The sequence below is a fragment of the Capillibacterium thermochitinicola genome (assembly GCF_013664685.1).
Taxonomy (GTDB): domain Bacteria; phylum Bacillota; class UBA4882; order UBA10575; family UBA10575; genus Capillibacterium; species Capillibacterium thermochitinicola.
Genome location: NZ_JAAKDE010000004.1, coordinates 23,607 through 41,911, shown reverse-complemented (window position 1 = coordinate 41,911; position 18,305 = coordinate 23,607). Strand labels below are relative to the sequence as shown.

Genomic DNA, 18,305 nt, shown 5'->3' with positions numbered 1-18,305 from the left:
AACGAACATGAAGAAGACCGCAGCGGCCATCTTTGATCTGGACGGGGTCATTGTTGACACCGCCAAATATCATTACCTGGCCTGGAAGCGCTTAGCGGCCGAACTGGGTTTTGACTTTTCGGAAGCCGATAATGAGCGGTTAAAAGGGGTCAGCCGGATGCGTTCCCTGGAGATTCTGCTTGAAATCGGGGGCGTGACGGCGACGGAACAAGAAAAGACAGTAATGGCCGCCAAAAAGAACGACTGGTATTTGCAGTATATCCAAAAAATAACCCCGGCGGAGCTTTTACCGGGTGTAGTTCCTTTTCTTGAAGACTTGCGGGCGCGGGGGATCAAGGTCGCCCTGGCCTCCGCCAGTAAAAACGCCCGCGTTATTTTGTCCCGTTTAGAGATTGAACCCTATTTTGACGCTATCGTCGACGGCAACCGGGTGGCCAAAGCCAAACCCGATCCGGAGATCTTCTTGACAGCCGCCGCCGACCTGGGGGTGGTCCCCGCCCACTGCGTGGTCTTTGAAGATGCGGCGGCGGGGGTGGAAGCCGGCAAAAAGGCGGGGATGTTTGTGGTCGGGATCGGGGACCGGCGGAATCTTCCTGAGGCCGACCTGGTTCTTCCCGGTTTTCCCGGTTTTGATTATGAAGCCCTCCAGGCGGCGATCGGGGCGGATCCGGAGTGGGGTGGCGATTTTTTGTTGACGGAAGTCGGTTACCACCCGGACCGGGTCGAGCTTAACGGCAGCCGGTTTTTGTTGAGCAACGGGTACATGGGGTACCGGGGGACCCTGGAGGAAGCCGGCAAGGAAGATCTGGTCGCCTGCACCCTGGCCGGTGTTTATGACCAGGCGGGAACAGCGTGGCGGGAACCGGTCAATGCCCCCAATGGCCTTTACACGCTGTTGACTTGCCACGGACAGCCGCTGCAGCCGCGGGTCATTCCCCCGGCCGCCCACCGGCAGGTGCTGGATCTTCGGCGGGCGCTGCACCGGCGGCGGACCACCTTCACCTTTGGGGAGCATGCGGTTCAGGTTGAGGCCGAACGTTTCCTTAGTCTGGCCGATCCCCACCTGCTGGTCATGGCCTACCGCTTCCGTTCGGCCCAAGCCGGGGAGATCGTCGTTGAGACGGGAATTGACGCTGACGTTTGGGAACTGAACGGGCCGCATTTTGCGGAGTTGAGTTTCACCGCCGACGGTCCGGTTCGGACCGCCACCGCCCGGACCAACGAAGGGAAGGTCATTGCCGTGGCGGAGACGGTGACGGGCATCGAAGGCCAGGTTGAGCTGGTAACCGGGAAAGGACGGCTTCTGCAGCGCATAACGCTGACGGTGGAAGCGGGCAAGGAGTATAGTTTTTATAAATACGTTGCGGTTTACACCAGCCTTGATCCGGAATGTGTTGCGGCAGGTGGCGCTCCGGACCTGCTGGCGCAAGAAGGGGCGCGCCGGGCAATGGCCGTGGGTTTTGCGGAACTCCGCGCCCGGCACGTCGCCTGCTGGGCGGAACGCTGGCGGCGGAGTCGCGTGGTGGTGACCGGTGATCCCGAAGCCCAGTTTGCCCTGGATTATAGTATCTACCACCTGCTGGCGGCGGCTCCAGCCCACACCGAGTATACCTCCATCCCGGCGCGGGGCCTCTCCGCCCAGACTTACAAAGGGGCGATCTTTTGGGATACTGAGCTTTTCATGCTTCCCTTTTTCCTTTACACCCAACCCGAACTGGCCAGGAAATTACTGCGCTATCGGTATCATACCTTGGACGGCGCCCGCCGTAAGGCGGCCGAATACGGCTACCGGGGCGCCTTTTACGCCTGGGAGAGCCAGGAGACGGGGGATGATGCCTGTACTTATTTCAATGTGACCGACGTTTTTAGCGGAAGACCGCTGCGTACCTATTTCCGGGATAAACAGATTCACATCAGCGCCGACATCGCCTATGCCATCTGGCAGTATTATTTGGTGACCGGCGATGAGAGCCTTCTCTTTGAAGGCGGGGCGGAGATTATCCTGGAGACTGCCCGTTTTTATTATTCCTATGCTTACTTCAAAAAGGATAAAAACCGGTATGAGCTTCTGGATGTCACCGGCCCCGATGAATACCACGAGCGGGTCAACAATAACGCCTACACCAATTATATGGCGAAGTACAATTTGGCGACCGCCTTGGCCACCATCAAGTTGCTGCGGGAAAAGGATGAAGCCTACTACCGGCGCTTGATCGAAAAACTCGATTACGAGAAGGACCTCCCCGGACTGGCGGAGATGCATGAGCTGTTGTATCTTCCGTCGCCGGATCCCGAGACCAAACTGCTCGAACAGTTCGACGGTTATTTCCGCCTGGAAGATGTGCAACTTCCGGATTTAAAAGCGCGGATGAAAATGCCCAACGAGTACCTCGGCGGGGGGAACGGGCTGGCGACTACGACCCAGATCATTAAACAGGCCGATGTGGTGGCGCTGCTTAACCTGTTCAAAGCAGACTTTCCCGCCGCGGTTAAAGAGGCGAACTGGACCTATTACGAGCCCCGGACGGAACACGGGTCCAGTTTAAGCCCCTGCGTTTATGCGATGCTCGCCGCGGACCTGGGGAAAAAGGACTGGGCTTACCGCTACTTTCTCCGGACGGCCACCATCGACCTGAACGGGGATTATAAAAGGTACGTGGGCACCCTTTATATCGGCGGCACTCATCCGGCGGCCAACGGCGGCGCCTGGATGGGCGCGGTTTTTGGCTTTGGCGGCCTCCGCTTTGACGGGACGACCGTCGAACTGAAGCCCCTCCTCCCGGCCAAATGGCAGGCCCTGACCTTTAAGTTTCAAGTAAAAGGCCAGTGGTTTACGGTGGAGATGACCAAAGACCGGGTCCGGGTCCGCGCCGACCGGGACAATACCCGGCCGGTCCGGTTTGCGGTCGCGGGGCAGGAGGGGATTTGCGGCGAAGATGAGGAGTTGGTCTTCACCGTACCGGGCGAAGAAAGTTTAAGTTAACCATTAAAAACCACTGGCGAAACCGGATCAAGAATAATAAAAAAACCACCCGCTCCTCAAGCGGGTGGCCTTTCCATTTCCGAACCTGCGGAAGGTCGTGCTTTTGTCTTGGCCCCATTTTCTACTCGGGAAAGACTTCCAATTCGGCAATCTGCCCTGCCGGCCAGGTGGTATTGGCGGTAATAACCAGCTGGAGATAGCGAACCTCCCGTTTGTTAAAACCGATGGTGACGGTGTTTTCCCGGGCGGGATCAAAGGTGTACTCCTGTTCTGCGACAATGAGGGCCAAATCATTCCGGTCCGTCCCGCCGTAGAGGCTGATGGTCTGTACCCGCGGCTCCCAAGAGGGCGGCAGTTTCAGGACTACTTTGCCTACGGTCTTCACCGCCCCCAGGTCCAGGGTCAAGGTGGCCGGGAAGACATGGTTGACGCTTTCCCAGTAGGTATTGATGAAACCGTCGACGGCGAAATGGGCCGCGTAGGCCGGCGCGGTGGCGCCGCTGGCGGTGACTTGTTGGTTCAAGGCTAAATTGGCTGCGGCTTTTGGCACCCGGACCCCCGGCGCAATTTCGATCCCTTCATCAATAGTGGGCAGATTCTTGCTGAACATGTTGTTCCCTTCGTTGATCTCGGGAATGACATTGGCCTTATCGACCCAGGCCTGAACCACGTGGGCACCATCGGTGGCGGTCCAGGATGGACCATCCAGGCCGCCGGTGGCTTGCAAGGTAATGGTGGCTCCGGCCGGGAGGGTGACATTGGCTTTTTCCGCCCAGAAGGACGGTTCAAACGCGCCGTCCAGCATAAAGGCGACACTGAGGGTGGCACCTTCAGGGATGGGGCCGGTTCCCACGTTCTTGACGGTGGCGGTAAAGGTCACTTGGTCGCCGGTACACGGGAAAGCCGGTTGCCACTGGATGTTGGTGACGACCAGTTCGGGAATTTCCGGGATGGGATAGGATTCCGGGTTGGGTTCATCCTGTTTGGTCAAGGAGTAATAGGCGATCTCCTGCCCCCGGTACTGGCGGCTGTATTCGAAACTGACCATCTCGTCCAAGACGGTGGCCTCCACTTCGGTGACGGGCTGACCGTTAAAATCGTAGGCGATGATCTTCACCCCAGGCCAGCTTGGATTCTTCTTAATCTTGAGCAACGTGTCATTTCCGAGTGGTTGGAAGACTTTAATCTCTTCTTCCGAACGGACTTCAATCAGGTAATGGTCGCCGTCGCTAAGGAATTGGCCATTATAGTTGGCGAAGACACCGGCGGTAACCGAACCGTCGTCGGCGAGGACCAAGGCGCCGCCGGGGACGACCACGTGTCCGGCGTGGTTGAAGGAGTTCAGCGGATCCCAGTTGGCATAAGCTTTGAAAGATTCAAAAGTTGTGCAAGTTACGTTCTCCGGCAACAGTTCAAAGCCGGTGACCAGCTCATCCGCATAACGGGCGAGGACATATTTTTGGAAGAGCCCGGCCAAGGTCAGCCACGGATTCTTCGGGTCGAGCAAATCGCCGCTGAAGTTATAACCGTAGGCCAGGTTCCACCGGAACATGTTGAGGTCATCCGTCCAGGTCTCGATCGCCAGATTATGCTGGTATAACAGGACCTTATCCCGGCACAGCATGCCGATCATGGGGTAATATCCGGTATAAGGGGCGGTTTCCAGCCGGTAACCGAGTTGGTCCCACAAGTAGTTGGTCCCGCAGAAGCCGGTCAGGTCTTTGGCCAGAACGTCAAAGCCGCATTCGGTCATTATGTTGTTTTTCTTTAAAGCACGGGCATGACGCAAAACCCCGGCCACGTAGGAAGTGGCAGGATCGTAAGCTTTTAAACCGGCGGGATTAAAGTCATACGGGGTGTTTCTGGCCCCCAGTTGGTCTTCGAAGATCCCGTCAAATCCTACTTTGTTAATAAGGGCTTTTTGTTCTTCGGCGATCCGTTGGCGGACAAAATCATGGTGGAAGTTGACGACATATCCTTCGGAAGCATAGGTTTCCGCCAGTAAGTGGCCGCTGGCCAGCTGGACGGTGACGGCCGGCAGTTCGGCCCGGGCAATCAATTGCTGCAGGGTAGGCGAGTCCAAATTCCACCAGGAGAAATTGGTGTAAGGGACAACCAGGTTACCGCGGGTTTGCGCGTACTTGACAAAGTCCGCTAAATCCTCCGTGCTCCCATAGGCCGGATTGGGCGGGAGAAAATCGGGATAATGGTGATCATGGCCCAGCGGCTGGAAGGCCACCGGATGGATGAGCCCGGGAACTTTGATGGCGTCGATCACTTCGGTCTTTAAAACGGTAAAGGGTTTTTGGAAGCGGTTGAAATCCAGCTTATACAGAGGAGACGCAAAATACTGGTCTTTTTTCGCCCCCAGCTTTTGGCTGAGCGCCGGGTAACGGTCGATCCGGTTCTCCTCCCGGTAAGCGGAGATGGTCTCCGGGTAGTCGCTACCGGTCTGAATCAGCACCGGCGGAGAAGACCATTTTTGCCCGGGTTCCACCCAGGTTTTAAAGTCATGGACCAGCCTGGTCAAACCGTCTTGCGGGTGAGCGGCAAACCCGATCTGGACCGGCTGGGGCAGGGGCATGTTCCGTCCCTGGTGCTGGCTATACACCGCCAAACAATGATTGCCGGTGCGGTAGGCAACATAATCGGCGAACATGACCCCGGGATACTGGCCGCTGAAGGATTGCTGATCCGTAAAGAAAGCGGCGTTCAGTTTGACCCCAGGAACCATTGGCAATAAGGCGTCTTGAATTGCACTGGCCGCCACTTTCAGGTCCACCGGGAAATGGAAAGTTTGAATCGGCTTCAGAGAATGGTTGGTAATCTTGGCTTGCATTTGAAGGCGTTGGTCGTCGCGGGGTTTGATCTCAACGGTGACATCGAGGGGGTAGTCCTCTGTTCCTTGGTAATAAAAGGTCAAACGTTGAAACAGCGCGTTCCATTTATAAGTGAAACGCCCATGATAAGTGCTGCTGAAAACCTGTTCACCGTTGTTAAAAGTAACCCCCCATAGATTGGCATTCTTCGTGCTCCAGGAAAGGGGCGCCCCGGTTTTGAGATCGAGGATCCGGACCAGTCCGCCGGTTGTCCGGTCAAAGGCCACTTCATACCGGCCGGTCTTTAGGTGCAGGAACTCCTGACCGGTGCTGAAAGTTACGGACGCACCGGCCACCGGTTGACTGAGGAGCAAAACGAAGACAGCCAGGGTAAACAAGGCTTTGGCTTTGGAAAGTTTGATGCCCATCCTTATTACCTCCTTTTATTCATTTAATATTTAATCTTCTTCTAAGAAAAGTATAAAGGCAAGGACGGTTGGAGGCTGGGCATTTTGTGACTAAAGAACGGGCTTTTTCAGACTTTTTCCCGTTGGTTTGCGCGCTTGTCGAGCGCGCCAAAAGGATGTTTGCCGGAGGATGATTGCCGGACGAAAAAAATGACGGGAGGTTGCGGAATGTGGTCAGTGGTGGAAAGGGATTATAAGCGCAACGACTACCGCCGAATCGTCGGTGACTGGCTGGGAAAAAAAAGCGGGACTCATGTTGATTTTGAAATCTTTGCCACCCACGAACTGGAGGCAGAAGAGGCTGATTGTAAATGGTTGGTGATCCGGGTCAACCTGAAGCAGGACCACCCGGAGAAGAAAAAGAGCGAACCTGTTGCGGCGGTCGAGTTTCCGGCAATTCTTGTGCGTGTGCTGACCTATATTGATGATAATCTCCAAGGCGATCTTTCCATGGCCAGTCTGGAAAGGAGGTTTTTTATCAACCGGTCGTATTTGAGCCGGCTTTGCCGGAAATATCTGGGGATCAGTTTGCACCGGTATATTATCTTACGGCGGGTGGCTAAAGCCAAAGCGTTGTTGATGGCGGGGAAAAGCGCAATGGAGGCCTGTCAGGCCTCGGGTTTTAATGATTATTCCAATTTCCGGAGAATGTTTAAGAAGGTGACGAACCTGACGCCTTCGGCTTACGCCAAAAAGCAAAACCGCAAGTATAAAGTGGGGCAGCTTGGAGAGTAAAAGAGGGAAAATAGTCGAAAAACACCCTTGACATATTACCGGGGTGTGTGGTAATATAACTTTTGCAAGAGGAAGAGCGGAAGTAGCTCAGTGGTAGAGCATCGCCTTGCCAAGGCGAGGGTCGCGGGTTCAAATCCCGTTTTCCGCTCCAATTTTATTTATGGCGGCATAGCCAAGTGGTAAGGCAGAGGTCTGCAAAACCTTTATCCCCAGTTCGAATCTGGGTGCCGCCTCCATTTAAAAAGGGAGAGTGGCGGAACCGGCAGACGCAACGGACTTAAAATCCGTTGATCTTTACAAGATCGTGGGGGTTCAAGTCCCCCCTCTCCCACCAAGAATCTTAAGCTAAATGAGCATTTAGTATATAAAAAAAGGAAATTTAAAGCCCAACCATAATGGTTGGGCTTTTTATTTTTGTTTACTAAGCCTTGCATTTAGATGTTTTTCGAGTGTCTTTATTTCTTCTGCTTGGCGGCGCCTCCTTTTTGGGCGGCTTTCTTTTTCCCGGGTTTGGCGTAGAGGAAACCTCTTTTGCGCTGGCGGGCGATCTCTTTCAGTGCATACTGGTGTTTTTTCAGAAAGCTTTCGACCTTCTCTCTATCCGTGAGTGCTTCATGGACTTCAATGATGAAATGGGGCCTTTTCGCCTTAATCATCCGGGTCATCCCCTTGAGGACCTGTAACTCAAAGCCTTCCACGTCGATTTTGACCAGATCGGGGCGGGGGATCTTTTTTTGGTGGGCGTAGGAGTCCAGATCCCAGACTTCAACCGGGGTGGTCAGGCTGCTGACTGTTTTTTGGAGGGAATGTTGACCGAGACCGGAGAGATAACCCTGGAGAGACAGAAACCGGACTTCCCGTTTGGCCCCGGCCGCAATTAGATGGGGTGTGATGTTCGACAGTTTGTTCAGCCCAATGTTGCGCAGTAATTTCCAGAAGTTCAAAGTCTCCGGTTCAAAGGCGTGGATCTGACAATCGGGATGCTCCCGGGCCAGGATCAGACTGTGGATGCCGATATTGGCCCCGATGTCATAGATGACCATCCCTGGTTTGATTAAAGACTGGATAAAGGAGAGGACCTTCGTTTCCTGGACGTGTCTCGCCCGTTTTACTTCGGCCTTGTTCTCCGCATAGATCAGGACATTCTCCTTGCCGTATTGGACCGGCATGACCTGTGTTTCCTCATTGATCAACTGTTCAAGGGCCGATTGGCGGTGGGCCAGATAATCCGGCAAATATTCCGGGTCCAGCAGGGTACAGACCTTTTTTTGTGGAAACTTGGCTTTTAACTCTTTCTTCAGTTGGGTGGCCAACGGTTCGGTGGCCACGCCGATCATGATCCCGTCCACATGGTCCAGAGCATCATTAGGCAGGATCTCCATGTTCTGGCAGACCGCGAATCCTTGCTCCAGCGCCTGCTGGACCAAACGACCGGAACAATCGATCACTCCCAGGATCCGGTGCTGTTTTTCTTTGAGGACGTTTAAAGCGACGAAGCCGGCCAGGTCTTCACTGTAAAGCAGATAATTTCCCATGTACCTACCCCACCTTTTGCTTACTGCCGCGGCCAATGCCTTCGTAGAGAAAACCGTGGGCGCGGACCTGTTCCGGAGTTAAGAGGTTCCGGAGGTCGATGATAATGGCCTGGGCCATTTTCGTTTTCAATAAGTCCAGGTCGAGCCGGCGATACTGCTCCCACTCGGTGGTTATCACGACCGCCGACGCGTCTTGGGCGGCGGTGTATTCATCCGCGCAGTAGGTGACTTTGTCCCCGAGTACCTTTCTTCCGGCGGCCAGGGCTTTCGGGTCGTGGACCCGGATCCGGGCCCCGGCCTGCAGCAGGCCTTCGATGATCGATAAGGCCGGCGATTCCCGCAGATCATCCGTATTGGCCTTAAAGGCCAGACCGTAAACGGCGATGGTTTTGCCGGCGGGTGGCCCGAGGATGCGGATGATCTTGGCCAACATCGCTTTTTGGATGCGGGTGTTTACCGCATCGGTCGCTTCGACGATGGAAAGTTGTTTGCCGTAGCTCCGGGCGAGGTGAATGAGGGCTTTGGTGTCCTTCGGGAAACAGGAGCCGCCATAACCCGGGCCGGCGGATAGAAATTCGGGGCCGATCCGGTGGTCCAGCCCCATCCCGCGGGCCACCGTCGGCAGATCGGCACCGACGGCTTCGCAAAGCTCGGCGATCTCGTTGATGAACGATATTTTGGTCGCCAGGAAGGCATTGGACGCGTATTTAATCAGTTCGGCCGTCTCCGGGTTGGTTTGGATGAGCGGGACCTTTTTCTTTAAAAAAGGCCGGTAAAGCTCTTCCATGATCCGGCGGGCCTGCGGCGAATCGGTACCGATCACAATGCGGTCCGGATTTATAAAATCGTAGACCGCATTTCCTTCCCGCAGAAACTCCGGGTTGCTGACCACGTCAAAAGGAACCGGCCGGCAGGTGTGCTGGGCAATGATGGTTTCGAGGCGGCGGGTGGTACCCACCGGGACGGTGGATTTGTTCACGATCACCGTATAACCGTGAAGCTGAGGGCCAATTTGGGCGGCGACGGTTTCGATTTGGCTAAGATCAACCGACCCGTCACTCAGTGCCGGGGTGCCGACGGCGATGAAAATGATTTGGGCATTGGCGACGCCCAAAGCCAGACTGGTGGTGAAGGTCAGCCGCCCGGTCTTTAAGTGGCGGCGCAAGAGCGGTTCCAAATCTTTCTCGTAGAACGGGGCTTCTTGGTGGCGCAGCTTATTTATCTTTAGCGAGTCGCGGTCAACGCCCGTTACCCAGTGGCCGGCCTCGGCCAGACCGGCGGCCGTCACCAGACCGACGTAACCGCAACCGATTACCGTTATTTTCACTTTAATCTCCTCCGCTGGAATCGTCTTGGCTTCCAACTCTTTCTCATTAATTCATCTTATTTTTTTCGTGGGGGGAAGGGGATGGGATATAAAAACAATTCCCCAGGGAGGAGGCTATTTTTTCCGCCATTTTGCCCTTAACAACTGGGCGCTGTGCCGCCGGAGTTGCAGCCGGGCGGCCCGGGAGATCTGCGAACCTTTCCGGTAATGATAGATGGAAACGGGGGTGTAGAGCACTTCGTAACCGGCTTTCCGGACCCGCCAACAAAAGTCCACTTCTTCGCCGTACATAAAGAACCGTTCGTCAAACCCGCCGATTTTACCGAAGATCTCACGTTTGACCAGAAAACAGCTGCCCTGGACCCAGCGGACCTTTTTCTCCTGGTCAAAGAGGCCCGGACGGTCCATTTGGCCTTTACCCCGGATTTTACCATTGGCGCCCGCATGGTAAATGGTCCCGTCGGGATTGAGAATTTTCACCCCGACGACCATGGCTTTTTTGTGCCGCGCCGCGCTTTGCACCAATTTCTGGAGCCAATCCTTGGTAAACACCAGATCCGGGTTTAAGAAGACAAGATACCGGCCGGAAGTTATCTTGACCGCTTGGTTCCAGGCTTTGGCCACGCCCAGGTTTGTTCGGTTGAAGACCAACCGCATTTGGGGACCGAAAAACGGGTCTTTCCGCATTGCCTGCAAATAGGCCTTGGTCTGGTCTTTACTGTTGTTGTCGATCACCAGTAAACGAAAGGGCGGTTTGGTAAATTGCCGTAAAGAATGGAAAAAGGCGGGCAGGACAGGCCGGCTTTCGTAAGTCACCAACACAAGGTCGACTTGGGTTTGTACCATCATTGTGTCTCCTGTTCTTGGGCGGGTTTGGGCTGGGGGGTCCAGGGGCGAATGCGGTTGTTGGGCCGGAGCATATACATCATGGTTTTGCCGAAGTCAATCGCCACTTTCTTGTACCGCTCGGCAATGGCCGGGGCGAGAATGACGGCGTTGACGCCGGCGGAGATTAAGGCCAGATCAAAGTCGTATTTGCCCACTTTCTTCAGGACCGTGGGGATTTGTTTATAGTGCTCAAAAGGAATGGCCCCGACGATCCACGGGGGCAAATCCGCGTATTTGCTGGTAATCAATTTGGCGTAGTCGGCGGCCCATTTCGAGATCAGCAGGGTCCGGTATTGGTGGATAATCCGCCAGAAATAGCGGTAAGAGACCATCTTGCGGTTACAGAAGACGTAACAGAGGGCGCGGGGCTCCAGGCCGTAATAATCAAAGATCTTGTTGGTGAGGACCCGTTTAAATCTGGTCGGTGCGGAGACTTCGTCGTTCTGCTGACGGCAGATCCCGACGATGTCGGCTGCTTTGATCCCTTTCAGCATTTGGTCGCGGAGGGTGAGGTTGGGTAAGTCGACCCCTTTTTTTCCGGCGCGGCTGTCCCGCACCCAGTAGGTCTGTTCCAGCTCTTGGTTGCTGAGGAATTTGCCCTGGGCAAGGACGATATTCTCCCCGTCCCCGATCCGGACCAGGGAAAACGGTTTTTTCTGGCGGAGGGCGCGGTGGATCCGGCGTAAGACTTCCAGCTCGGTGAGGAGTTTCTCATCGGGGAAGTCCTTAAGGGACATAACGCGTTCCTCCTTCGGTCGTCGGTTGGTCGTGACCGGCCTGCTGCACGGCGGCGAGCAAGGCGCGCACCTCTTCGATCTGGTTCTCCGGGTAACCGAAACGCCGCATGATCTCGGCTTCCGCCGGACCGAGGACGAAACTCTTTTTCCAGGTTTCAAAGTCACTCCGGGCTTCCTTCATTTTGACATAGAACAGTTTCCAGGCCCCGTAGAGGGGGTCCGATTCTTCGGTCCGCCCTAAACTGGTGCATACATGGGAAGTCAAGTAGGCTTTCTTTAGCCCGAGCTGATTTGCCCTCCGCTCATAATCCCGTTCTCCGACGCCGTAAAGGGGGAGGTCGGTTAGGTAAAAGTGTTTTCGCCACAACTGCTTCTCAATCATCATGCACCAGAAAAGGACGGTCCCGCGCCGGAACTCCAGGGTGTACCCGTTTTTTTTCACCTGCTGGCGGGGTTGCCCTTTGATGGCGGCGGGCAGGAGGGCGACATAGGCCAGCTTTGGGAAGTCCTTTAAGGCTTGGTACATGGCGGCAGTCCAATTTTTCTTGGGGACCAGTACATCATCGTCCAGCTTGACCAGATACTGCCCCTGAGCGTGTTCGGCACCGTATTGGAACCCGGGCATACACCCGATGTTCCGGCCCGGATCCAGGATACGGACCCGGGGGTGTTGGTATTCCTGGAGGAAGGCTTGGACATCCGCGTAGGGGGGATGGTTGTTGATGAGGATCAACTCACTGTCGTGGTCCGTACTGACCAGTGCCGCTTCCAGACATTTTTTGATCAAAGGCAAGGTGTTGTAACAGTTGATAATAATCGAAAAGCGCAAAACGGCGCCTCCTTTCTGACACCTCTTTTCTTTCTTAGTGTACGGTCCGGCGGCCTCCGGGGTGCTGTGGTCAAGGCATTTTTGGTGCTCAGCTGGCTGCGGCCGGTATCACCACAACCCTGGTAGAAGGGCCTTTTAGCGGAACAGGTTGTTCCTCCCAAAAGATTGATCTCATATAATATTTCGAACTTAGAAACCGGATAACGACCGAAGGAGGAACGAAGGAGGAAAGCAGATGAGGGTCCTGTTTGTTGATTCCGGCGCCATGGGCTTTCACTATCGTTATGCCTATGATATCTTTGTGACCTTAAAGAAGATGAAGCATCATGTGCGGCAGGTTAGCCCGCGGAACCTTTCTTCCCGCCTCATCAGGGAATTCCGCCCGGAGGTGCTGTTGGTGGTGCATGGCAACCGCACCCCGTTGGAACAGGTCCATTATGCCCGTTCTTTAGGGGTGAAAACGGTTCTGTGGTTGGTGGAAGATCCCTATGAGATCGATTTGCACCGCGGTCCGATGGTGGCTGCTTATGACCTGGTCTTTACCAACGAGCGGCAGGCGGTTGCCGAGTACGACCACCCCCGGGTCTTCTATTTGCCCTGGTGTTGTAACCCCGAGGTGCATCGCCCCCTGAAGACGGAGGAGGAATACCAGAGTGATCTTTGTTTTGTCGGGATGGGTTTTCCCAACCGGCTCAAGATTTTGAACGCGATTGCGCCCTTTCTGAAGCGCTTGAACGTCAAACTGATTGGGGTCTGGGACCGGTGGGGAGAATTACACCCGGACCTGCGGAAGTTTGTCCGCCCGGTGGTCCATGATTTTCATGAGGTGCAGAAGTATTTTAACGGGGCCAAGATTAATCTGAACATCCACCGCGATCCGGTTAACCCGCCGTCCGATAACAGCCGGGGCGTAGGTGCGACCAGCCCCAACGACCGGACTTTTGCCCTGGCGGGCTGTGGCGCTTTTCAGATTGTCGACTCGACACGGCCGGATCTTTTCAACTATTTCACCCCCGACAAAGAGATCGTTTGTTTTACCACCCCTGATGATCTGGCGGAAAAGATCCAATATTACCTGGGTAAAAGAAAACTGCGCCGCCAGATTGGCGACGCGGCACACCAAAGGGCTTATCGCGAACACACGTATTACCACCGTTTACAGCAGATCTTTGCCGAAGTGGCCAAATTGCCCACTTCCTATTGGGCGCGGGTCAGTGGACGGCGGCCGGTTGCCTTTTCCTTTTCCGACAGTTACCTGCAGAAAGACGGGATTTGGAGCTTTGAACCACCGCGGAGGATTAACTAAAGACTTCTTCCCCCGGGAAAACGGGCGCGTCGTCTTCAAACAACCGTTCCCAGCCGTATTTCTGTAAATAGGAAGCCCATTTCCGGTGGAAATACGCCCAACTGGCGGCGGCCAGTTTTTCATTTACCGCCGGGTCACTGCGGTTAAAAGAAGCATGGACTGCGTGTTCAATCAGGACGTCACAGGCGATCCGCAACTGGTAGCCTTTTTCACGGATCCGGAGGGCCAGGTCAAAGTCGTCGGCCCCCAACACCAGCTTTTCGTCGAAAAGGCCGATATTCTCCGGTAGGCGGCGGTCAAAAAGGACCAGGCAACCGATGAGAAATTTGGCCCGCTGCGACTGGCGGGCGTAAAGGGCGGCGAATTTCCGGTCGGCCGCCGGTAAGTGACGGGAAAAGGCCCGGGGACCCGCCCACTGTTTACCGCCAATGCCCAGGCTTTTGGGACCGACCATCAAGGTCAAAGGATGTTGCTTTAAATGCCAAATAAGTCGTTCCGCCCAGCCCGGCGGGGTGATGACATCAGCATTCATCGTCACCAGATACCGGCCGGCGGCTTGTGCGAGGCCCCGGTTACAGGCGGCGGCGTAGCCCAGGTTTTCAGGATTGAAGATGACCCGGAGGCGGGGGTCGTTTAGGGAGCGGAGCCAGGGGACGGAATCGTCGGTGGAGTGATTGTCGACAATGATTATTTCGTGGGGGACCGTCGTCGTCGCGGTCAGGGCCGCCAGGCATCGGGCTAAATAAGGCCGGGTATTGTAATTGATGATAATGATGCTTAACTCCATAACAAGGCCTCCACTTTTTCCCCTCGCCAGCACTTTAGTTGCGGGTGGGAATGCAAAATTGACCGGTAGTGGGCCAGCGGACAGAACTCCCCCAGCGGGTCCAGTTGAAGGTAACGCTGATATTTAGCCTGGTGCTCCCGGCGGTGGGCGTAACCGAGGTGCAGGAGGGGGATGTCGCTGTCCAACCTGGGCGTCTGGTAGGCTTCCTGGGGGAAACGTCCGCAGTGCAAAGCGCGGGGGGCCCAGTGGTAGGTCCGGTTTTTTTGGTAGCGGTGCAGACAGGCGGTGCGCCCGCGGGCCGGATGCCACCAACGGTCGACCCGGTAGTGGCGGAAATCCCCCCAGAAATGGTAGACGGGGAAAGTAATCAGGCCATAGTGGGTTTGCCGGGTCAAGGCCAGGATCTCCGGCCGGCGGTGGGCTTCGAAGATCTCATCGGCATCGACGGCCAAGATCCAGTCCGGGTCAAGCTCGACGGTCAGCTGCCAAAGTTTTGCGCGGAGGCTGGCTTCGCTCTGCGGAAAAAGAGGCGCGGACAAGCGTTCGAACCGGATCACCCGCGGGTGGGCCCGGCAGAGGTCGGGCGTATGGTCGGTAGAGGCGTCGTCCAGGATGACAATCCCGTCGACCAGGGCGCCCAGCCGGTCTAAAACCGGCCGCAGGAAACGGTCGGCTTCATTCCGGACGGCCATCATCGCCAAGAACCGCGGTTTTTGCGGGCTGTTCATGGTCCCCCTCCCCGATCTGCCATTTACGGTCAAAATAGGCTTTGCTTTGGCGAAAATAAGCCGCGAGGCGCCGCCGGTTGCGACAACTGCCGTTTACCAGATGGATGACGCGGCTGGTGGGGACATAAAGGACTTTATAACCGTGGCGGCGGGCGTTGTAACAATAGTCGGTTTCCTCGAAATAGTGGAAGTAGTTTTCGTCAAAATACCCCAGCTCCGGCAGGAGCGCTCTTTTCAGGCCCAGACAGGCCCCGCATATACTGAGGCAGGCCGTGGGTTCGGCAAAAAGGGCGGGATCGTCGGGAACACCCCAGCCGCGAATGATGGGCGCCGTTTCCGTGCCCACCACGCCGGCTCCCACCAGGTAACCGTCGGGGCTGACCAGCCGGGGCCCGACTACCGCCACCGCCGGGTCTTGTAAGGCCGCAATCAGCGGGGGAAGCCAACCCTCCGTTACCAACGTATCGCTGTTGAGGATAAAGATATACGGGGCGTTTCCGGCTTTGATCCCCTGGTTACAAGCCGTGGCGTACCCCCGGTTTTCGCGGTTGAAGATCCCCGTGACCCAGGGCAAACTGCGGATGAGGGTGACGCTCCCGTCGGTGCTGGCGTTATCCACCACCCAGAGGCGATAAGTGTCCGGCGCGCCACTGAACCGGCGGAGACTGTCCAGACAAGCGGCCAAAAGTTTTTTGGTGTTGAAATTAACGACGATCAGATCAACCGTCTCTTTCATCCCTTCCTCCTTCTTGTTTCTGACCAAGGATTTTGTCACGGATGGAGACAAGGCGTTCCCGGCCACTTCTCCTCCCGGTTAAAGTTCCAGGACGGCATCGGCCCCGACCAGCAGCGAATGGGCGGTCGCCGTTTTTTGCTGGCTGTTGATGTGAACCCTTTCCCCGATGATGCTGTTGGTGAGGGTCACCCCTTTCAGGTGGGCGTCGGCCAGGACCAGGGTGCGGCTTAGGTGGCAGTCGGTAATTTCAGCCCCGTCACCCACGGCCAAGTAGGGGCCGAGCGTCGAACCGCTGATCCGGCAGCCTTTTCCGATGGTGACCGGACCAACCACCCGACAGTTTTTCAGGATCGAACCGGGCGCCACGCGCAGCACCCCTTTGACTGTCGACTTTTTCACTTCACCGGCGACGGCGGGCGTCAGTTTCTTCATTAAATACTGGTTGGCGGCGAGCAGGTCGGCGATGGTGCCCGTATCCTTCCACCAGCCGGAGAGGAGGTGGTAGGTAACGTTTTTGCCGTCGGTGATCAGTTGTTGGATCGCATCGGTGATCTCCAGTTCGCCACGGGGGGACGGGCTAATTACCCGGACGGCCTGGTGGATTGCGGGAGAAAAAAGGTACACCCCGACCAGGGCCAGGTTGCTCTGGGCGTGCTCCGGTTTTTCTTCCACTTGGACAACGTCTTTGCCCTCAATCCGGGCAACCCCAAAATGGCGGGGGTTTTTGACCCGCCGTAGAAGAAGGAGCGCGTCGGGTTTTTCGCAGACGAACCGGTTGACCAAGGGACGCAGCGGTTCGTCGAGCACATTATCGCCCAGGTACATTAAGAACGGGGCGTTGCCCAGTGCTTCCCGGGCGAGCAGGACGGTATGGGCGAGGCCCAGCGGCGTGGGCTGGTCCACGAAGGTGAAGTCAAACCCCCACGGGTTGGTTTTGCGCAAAAGCTCCATGATGGGTTTTCCGTTGGGGCCAATGATGATCACAACCTCCCGGATGGTCGTGGTCGCTATGGTGTCGAGGATGTGAAATAAAATCGGCTGGTGCGCGAGGGGAAGGAGAGCTTTTGGTTGCGTATGGGTGAAAGGGCGGAGGCGCGTTCCTTCACCACCACAAAGAAGAAGTGCTTTCAAGACAAACCCTGCTTTCGTAGTTTTTTCTGGAGATTGCTTTTCATCTTATGCAGGGGATACGGCCGATGTCCCTTGCTGAACACGGGGCGGGCACAGCCCGGGGGAAAAAAGTATTATTTACCTGTCGAAAGCAAATAATAGGGGGAGACAACGGGAGGCGAAGGACAGGGGGGATATTTTGAGGTATAAGATCCGGACAAGACAAGACCGGAATTGCGGGGCCTGGGATCTTTACTCCTACAATAACGAAGCCGCCCCGCCGCCGGAAGAAGCGGACCAGGAAGGGGAAGAGCAGAAACCCAATACGCCCCGCCGCCAGCGGTTGGCGTTGCAGAGCCTGAAACAATTGGGACAGATGCCGGCACCGCCTGTTACCGGGACCGATCTCCATACCATGGTGATTATCGGCCAAATTGAAGGACATATGGTCCTGCCGCCGAAAAACAAGACGACCAAATATGAACACATCATTCCGCAGTTGGTGGCGATCGAACAAAACGAGCGGATCAAAGGGTTACTGGTGATTCTGAACACCGTTGGCGGCGATGTGGAAGCAGGGCTGGCCATTGCCGAAATGCTGGAGAGCCTCTCCAAACCGACGGTCTCTTTGGTTCTTGGCGGGGGACATTCCATCGGCGTTCCCATTGCGGTGGCGGCCGATTATTCCTTCATTGCCGAAACCGCGACCATGACAATCCATCCGATCCGGTTGACCGGTATGGTGATCGGGGTGCCCCAAACCTATGAATATTTGGAAAAAATGCAGGACCGGGTCATCAAGTTTGTCACCAGCCATTCGGCGATCTCGGAAGAGAAATTCCGGGAGTTAATGTTCCGCACCGGTGATCTGGTCCGGGATGTCGGTTCGGTGTTAGTGGGGAAAGATGCCGTCAATGTCGGCTTGATCAACGAGATTGGCGGGATCGATAAAAGCCTGCGTAAACTCAGAGAGTTGGTCCAGCTAAAGGAAGCCGGAATGCAAATGAGGTGAAGAGATGCTGTTCTATTCGATCTACCCCTTAGCGGTGGTTTTCGCGGAGGAGGAGGAATCGGAAAACCGGGAACAATGGCGCGAGATCGAAGTGGAGGGCAAAACGGTGCTGGTTACGGTCAATAGCCGGGGCGAGCGGGTGATCACCCGCCTGCTTAGTACCGATCCTGCCGATTACCTGGATCCCCGCTGGACACCGGGGAATGTAATTGTTTAGTTAAAAACCGCTTAAAACCTCTTAAATAGAGGTTTTTTCTTTAAGATCGGGTCCGGCCGAGGGGAGGAGAATGGATTAGTGGAAACGAA

At 55.7% G+C, this 18,305-nt stretch carries 15 protein-coding genes and 3 tRNA genes; 8 read left to right on the top strand and 10 right to left on the bottom strand.

All coding sequences use genetic code 11. The features are described from left to right. Positions 1-7: 7 nt before the first annotated feature. Positions 8-2,983: a beta-phosphoglucomutase gene (gene pgmB, locus G5B42_RS02395; RefSeq protein ID WP_181338850.1), complete on the top strand. Its 2,976-nt coding sequence runs from the start codon at positions 8-10 to the stop codon at positions 2,981-2,983. Positions 2,984-3,104: 121 nt separating this feature from the next. On the opposite strand, the gene G5B42_RS02390 is transcribed toward pgmB, so the two are convergent. Continuing rightward, positions 3,105-6,230, bottom strand: a complete 3,126-nt coding sequence (locus G5B42_RS02390; protein ID WP_181338849.1) for a discoidin domain-containing protein — start codon at positions 6,228-6,230, stop codon at positions 3,105-3,107. Between the two features lie 207 nt (positions 6,231-6,437). On the opposite strand from G5B42_RS02390, the gene G5B42_RS02385 reads away from it, so the two are divergent. From G5B42_RS02385 to G5B42_RS02370, 4 genes are all read left to right on the top strand, one after another. Then, positions 6,438-7,004, top strand: coding sequence for a helix-turn-helix domain-containing protein (locus tag G5B42_RS02385; protein ID WP_181338848.1), 567 nt, complete (start codon positions 6,438-6,440; stop codon positions 7,002-7,004). Positions 7,005-7,080: 76 nt separating this feature from the next. After that, positions 7,081-7,155: transfer RNA gene (locus G5B42_RS02380), tRNA-Gly, on the top strand. 11 nt (positions 7,156-7,166) lie between these two features. Further along, a tRNA-Cys gene (locus tag G5B42_RS02375) sits at positions 7,167-7,240 on the top strand. A gap of 8 nt (positions 7,241-7,248) precedes the next feature. Continuing rightward, positions 7,249-7,338: transfer RNA gene (locus G5B42_RS02370), tRNA-Leu, on the top strand. Positions 7,339-7,459: 121 nt separating this feature from the next. Here the strand turns inward: G5B42_RS02370 and G5B42_RS02365 are convergent. The 5 genes from G5B42_RS02365 to G5B42_RS02345 form a co-directional block, all read right to left on the bottom strand. After that, positions 7,460-8,539, bottom strand: coding sequence for an FkbM family methyltransferase (locus G5B42_RS02365; RefSeq protein WP_181338847.1), 1,080 nt, complete (start codon positions 8,537-8,539; stop codon positions 7,460-7,462). 4 nt (positions 8,540-8,543) lie between these two features. Next, on the bottom strand, positions 8,544-9,866 hold the full coding sequence (locus tag G5B42_RS02360) for a UDP-glucose dehydrogenase family protein (RefSeq protein WP_181339015.1): 1,323 nt from the start codon (positions 9,864-9,866) through the stop codon (positions 8,544-8,546). A gap of 114 nt (positions 9,867-9,980) precedes the next feature. Continuing rightward, entirely contained in the window at positions 9,981-10,712 is a 732-nt protein-coding gene (locus G5B42_RS02355) for a glycosyltransferase family 2 protein (RefSeq protein ID WP_181338846.1), read from the bottom strand. Next, positions 10,712-11,491, bottom strand: coding sequence for a GT-D fold domain-containing protein (locus G5B42_RS02350; protein WP_181338845.1), 780 nt, complete (start codon positions 11,489-11,491; stop codon positions 10,712-10,714). The genes G5B42_RS02355 and G5B42_RS02350 overlap by 1 nt, the downstream gene beginning before the upstream one ends. Next, positions 11,481-12,320: a glycosyltransferase family 2 protein gene (locus G5B42_RS02345; RefSeq protein WP_181338844.1), complete on the bottom strand. Its 840-nt coding sequence runs from the start codon at positions 12,318-12,320 to the stop codon at positions 11,481-11,483. The genes G5B42_RS02350 and G5B42_RS02345 overlap by 11 nt, the downstream gene beginning before the upstream one ends. 235 nt (positions 12,321-12,555) lie before the next feature. On the opposite strand from G5B42_RS02345, the gene G5B42_RS02340 reads away from it, so the two are divergent. Further along, entirely contained in the window at positions 12,556-13,626 is a 1,071-nt protein-coding gene (locus G5B42_RS02340; protein WP_181338843.1) for a CgeB family protein, read from the top strand. On the opposite strand, the gene G5B42_RS02335 is transcribed toward G5B42_RS02340, so the two are convergent. The 4 genes from G5B42_RS02335 to G5B42_RS02320 are packed head-to-tail and all read right to left on the bottom strand — an operon-like array spanning position 13,619 to position 17,008. After that, positions 13,619-14,413 carry a glycosyltransferase family 2 protein gene (locus G5B42_RS02335; RefSeq protein ID WP_181338842.1) on the bottom strand — a complete coding sequence of 265 codons (795 nt, stop codon included), beginning with the start codon at positions 14,411-14,413 and terminating at the stop codon, positions 13,619-13,621. The genes G5B42_RS02340 and G5B42_RS02335 overlap by 8 nt on opposite strands. Further along, a complete protein-coding gene (locus tag G5B42_RS02330; RefSeq protein WP_181338841.1) occupies positions 14,404-15,141 on the bottom strand; it encodes a glycosyltransferase in 738 nt (245 codons plus the stop codon). Before G5B42_RS02330 ends, G5B42_RS02335 begins: the two co-directional genes overlap by 10 nt. Continuing rightward, positions 15,089-15,916 (bottom strand): glycosyltransferase family 2 protein, encoded by an 828-nt coding sequence (locus tag G5B42_RS02325; protein ID WP_331274019.1) that lies wholly within the window; start codon positions 15,914-15,916, stop codon positions 15,089-15,091. Before G5B42_RS02325 ends, G5B42_RS02330 begins: the two co-directional genes overlap by 53 nt. A 39-nt stretch (positions 15,917-15,955) precedes the next feature. Beyond that, the gene (locus G5B42_RS02320) at positions 15,956-17,008 is read right to left on the bottom strand and encodes a glucose-1-phosphate thymidylyltransferase (protein ID WP_181338839.1); all 1,053 of its coding nucleotides are present in this window, start codon (positions 17,006-17,008) and stop codon (positions 15,956-15,958) included. Between the two features lie 178 nt (positions 17,009-17,186). Here G5B42_RS02320 and G5B42_RS02315 point away from each other — a divergent pair, with 178 nt between their 5' ends. Both G5B42_RS02315 and G5B42_RS02310 read left to right on the top strand, forming a co-directional pair. After that, positions 17,187-17,999, top strand: a complete 813-nt coding sequence (locus tag G5B42_RS02315; protein WP_407926896.1) for a ClpP family protease — start codon at positions 17,187-17,189, stop codon at positions 17,997-17,999. 4 nt (positions 18,000-18,003) lie between these two features. Beyond that, positions 18,004-18,216, top strand: a complete 213-nt coding sequence (locus G5B42_RS02310) for a YlzJ-like family protein (protein WP_181338838.1) — start codon at positions 18,004-18,006, stop codon at positions 18,214-18,216. The last annotated feature ends 89 nt before the right edge of the window (positions 18,217-18,305 follow it).

Excerpts from the sequence above, each read along its gene's own strand:
- pgmB (WP_181338850.1), top strand. The coding sequence starts at position 8 with ATGAAGAAGACCGCAGCGGCCATCTTTGATCTGGACGGGGTCATTGTT.
- G5B42_RS02350 (WP_181338845.1), bottom strand. The coding sequence starts at position 11,491 with ATGTCCCTTAAGGACTTCCCCGATGAGAAACTCCTCACCGAGCTGGAA.
- G5B42_RS02310 (WP_181338838.1), top strand. The coding sequence starts at position 18,004 with ATGCTGTTCTATTCGATCTACCCCTTAGCGGTGGTTTTCGCGGAGGAG.
- G5B42_RS02390 (WP_181338849.1), bottom strand. The coding sequence starts at position 6,230 with ATGGGCATCAAACTTTCCAAAGCCAAAGCCTTGTTTACCCTGGCTGTC.
- G5B42_RS02355 (WP_181338846.1), bottom strand. The coding sequence starts at position 10,712 with ATGGTACAAACCCAAGTCGACCTTGTGTTGGTGACTTACGAAAGCCGG.
- G5B42_RS02340 (WP_181338843.1), top strand. The coding sequence starts at position 12,556 with ATGAGGGTCCTGTTTGTTGATTCCGGCGCCATGGGCTTTCACTATCGT.
- G5B42_RS02365 (WP_181338847.1), bottom strand. The coding sequence starts at position 8,539 with ATGGGAAATTATCTGCTTTACAGTGAAGACCTGGCCGGCTTCGTCGCT.
- G5B42_RS02385 (WP_181338848.1), top strand. The coding sequence starts at position 6,438 with ATGTGGTCAGTGGTGGAAAGGGATTATAAGCGCAACGACTACCGCCGA.
- G5B42_RS02335 (WP_181338842.1), bottom strand. The coding sequence starts at position 14,413 with ATGGAGTTAAGCATCATTATCATCAATTACAATACCCGGCCTTATTTA.
- G5B42_RS02330 (WP_181338841.1), bottom strand. The coding sequence starts at position 15,141 with ATGAACAGCCCGCAAAAACCGCGGTTCTTGGCGATGATGGCCGTCCGG.